Raw genomic sequence first — 3441 nt, 5'->3', positions numbered from 1 at the left:
CGCGGTCCAGCTGCCATTGCTGCTGGTCCGGTATTCCCAGCCGGCGGCATCGGGAGCCAGGCTGACAGTCACCGTGCCGTCGCTGCTCAGGCCATCGCTGGCGCTGGATCCGGTGTCGTGGGCCAGCGCCAGCGCTGGCGCGGCGACCGTCTGGTCGATCTCGAAGGCGGCCGTGTTGGCGCTGGCGGCGCTGGTGTTGCCGGCCAGGTCGGTCTGGCGGACGCGCACCTCGCCGGCGGCGTAGCTGCCCGCGGCCAGCGTGAAGCTGGTGCCGCTGCCGGTAAGCCAGGTGGCCCCACCGTTCATGCTGTATTGCCAGCTTGCGACGTCGCCCGCCAGGCCGACGTCGATCCGCCCGTCCGTGCTGCGGCCATCGTCCGCCGCGCTGCCGGTGTCGGCATGCAGTGCCAGCGTGGGCGCGCCGACGCTGGTGTCGATCGTGACCGCCAGGCTTGTTGAACGGAGGCTGGTGTTGCCGGCGGCATCCGTGGCCGAGGCGCTGATCGTGTGGGAGCCGGCCGGGAGCGTGGACGCGGTGATGCTCCAGACGCCGCCGGTGGCGGTGGCGCTCCCGATCACCGTGTTGCCGCTGAACAGCGTGACCAGGCTGCCCGCCTCCGCGGTGCCGCTGAAGCTGGGGAACTGCGAGTTGGTGATGTTGTCGTTGTTGGAGCTGCCGCTGTCGCTGGCCGCGTGCAGGTCCGGCATGCCCGGCGCGGCGGGCGCCGTGTTGTCGAGCAGGTAGCTGCGCTGGTCGGTGCCGCTGGGCGCCAGGCTGGCCAGCGCCTGGCCGTCGCCGTTGGCGATGTTGTGGCCGGCTGCCAGGCCGAGGGTGACCGTGCCATCCATGCTGGCCAGGTCGCCGCCGCTGACCGTCACCGTGTACGAGCTGGCGTCGATGCTGCTGACCGAGATACTGGCGCCGGAAAGCCCTGCCACGGCGAAATCGCCGCCGTCGATACCTGTCACGGCTTCGCTGAAGCGCACGATCCAGCTCAGGCTGTCCGCATTGGTCAGGCTGGATGCGGGCGCGCTGCGTTCTATGCTGAGGACACTCGGGCCAGTGACCACCAGGATGCCGCTGCCGGTAGTGACCGCCATCTGGCCAGCCGCCATCTGCGAGCTCAGGCCGCCGAGGGCGACGTCGCTGTCGCCGTCGAGCGAGAGCAGGTAGGTGGCGCCGCCCGCGATGCCGCTGGTGTCATTGAAATAGGCCTTGACCGTGTACACCGCGCTGGCGCCGTCGGCGACCACGATGCCGGCGGCAAAGTGCAAGGTATGGCTGGCGGCGTTGTAGCTGCCCGCGATGGACGTGGCGATGCCGGGGCCAGTGAGCAGCCAGGTGACCTTGCCGAAGTCGCCGGTGCCCGCGGTGCGCAGGGCCAGGCTGTCGATGCGGGTAGCCAGGCCGTCGCCCGAGCCGCCATCGGTGACCGTGAAATCGAGTACGCTGACAGCGCCTGCCGCGCTGGTGGCCGAGGTCGGCAGCTTGGCCGGCTCCACGACACCGTTGGCCGTGCCGATCGTGGACGTCGGATCGGCGACGCCGGTCATGCTGAAACTGGCCGGCGCGGACACGCCGCCGTCGCCGTCGGCAATGCGCACCTCGAAGCTGCGGATCCCGACGGTCGGCGCGGTGTACATGAGGTACTTGAGCAGGGCCGAGGCGAAGCTGTCGGCGCCGTTCAGCGTGGCGGGCACCGTGAGGGCCGCGTTGCTGAAGGCGATCTTCAGGGCAGCGCCCTGCTGGCCGTTGTCGACCACGGTACCGACCAGGAGCCAGGCGGACGGATCGTCGATGCTGTCGGGGCAGTACCAGATCTTGTCGCCGGCCGCGAGCGGGCCCGGGTTGGCGAAACTGGTGCCGTCGTGGCTGGTGTCGGGCGAGGCGCCGCTGCCCCACAGGATTTCGGCGCTCCCCACCAACAGGTCGAAACTGAAGCCGCCGTCGGTGCCGCCGCCGGTCTGGCGTACTTCGAGATAGCCGCCCGCCAGGTCGGCCGAGTCGGCGTCGGCGATGCTGGCGAAATCGTTGTTGTCGATGTACTGGGGGGTGCCGACCACGAACTCGGTGGCGTCTCCGTCGAGGTTGCCGACCTGCGGCGCCTGGTTGGTCGGTGCGCTCAGGCCGATCTGGTAGGTGCTCTGGCGATAATAGGTGCCGTCGCTAGTGTTTTCCAGGCTCACCACATCGTAGGTGAAGTCATAGCCGCCGCCTTCCGCCAGGATCCGCGGGTTCATCAGCGCGCTTCCCGGAGGGACGCTAATGCCCATGTCGCCTATCGACACAACGCTACCATCGGTCTTGGACAGGCGCACCAGGCTGAAGCCGTTGTCCGCATTCGGCAGTACGGCGACCAGCTCGCCGTTGATCTCAGCGATGTCGATGAAGTGATCGTAGTTCAGGTAATTGTTCGCTGCAAAACTCGTCACCGGCATGATGTCGGTCGCATGATACGTCTTGGTGTAGACGATGTTGCCGCTGTCTGCGGTGACGGTCTGGGTGCGTTCGGTCGTAGTAATGAGTGAACCGTCGTTGTGGAACAGTGTCACCTGCCAGTTGCCGTTCTGGCCGCGGTTGAGGCTGGCAAAGCCGCCGTCGAAGGCCTTGGTGAGCACGGCGTTGTTGACCTGGTTCGGGTTCCAGTTGACGCGCTGCCAGTAGGTGCCGCTGGCAAACGGGGTTTGGCTGCCATCGGCGGCATAGCGGTACACGAAGTCGCCCAGCGGCGTGTAATTCGAGCCGACATAGTCGTAGGTAGGCGCGCCGATGACGAAGCCGCCGTCCGACAGGCCGCTGATCGAGAACTCGTTGAATGTCCACAGCCTGCCGACATCGGCATTGGCGCCCGGCGCCGGCGCATCCGGGTCGCCGACATAGGATTCCGTGCCCTTGGTGTAGCCGATGCCGGGAGCGTAGGTGAAGACATTCACGACGCCCTGCGAGTTGTGTTCGGAGTAGGAACCACCGGCGAACACCGTGGCGAAGCCGCCCCCGGCCAGCGCCGTCACGCGGACGTTGTAGCCGGCGTTGTTCGACAGGTCGCCATTGGACTGCAGGTTGCCCTGGTCGTCGTAGATGGCATAGCGGGCGCGCGGACCGGTCCAGTTTTCGTCCGTGGGAACGATGTCCGACCAGACCACCACGAAGCCGCCATTCGCCAGGCGCTCAAGGCTCATGTCCATCACCGCGCGGCCCTGCGGCACCAGCTCGTCCACCAGGGAGATGGATTTCACGACCGTATTGTCCTGTCCCAGCACCTGCAGGATGCCGTCGAACATCGGGGCGGTCGGAAGATAGCTCACGTTATCGCCGCCGGTCTGCTTCAGGTAGGCAAGTACGGTGCCGCCGTTGCCGAGGCGAACCGCGTCGGCGTTGATGTTCTGGTAGGTGGAGGGCGTGTTGCCGCCAGGAGCGAGGAGTTCGCCGGAAGTCGTCAT

1 protein-coding gene is annotated in these 3441 nt (G+C 67.3%); it reads right to left on the bottom strand.

Going from position 1 to position 3441, the window contains the following annotated elements:
* Positions 1–3441, bottom strand: a 3441-nt coding sequence (locus LCI23_RS18365) for an Ig-like domain-containing protein (RefSeq protein ID WP_224947901.1), incomplete at both ends; no start/stop codon positions are given.

Origin of the sequence: Massilia sp. MS-15, from assembly GCF_020176695.1 — a bacterium.
GTDB classification, from domain to species: Bacteria; Pseudomonadota; Gammaproteobacteria; order Burkholderiales; family Burkholderiaceae_D; genus Telluria; species Telluria hydrophila.
This window is presented reverse-complemented; position numbering and strand designations above follow the sequence as displayed.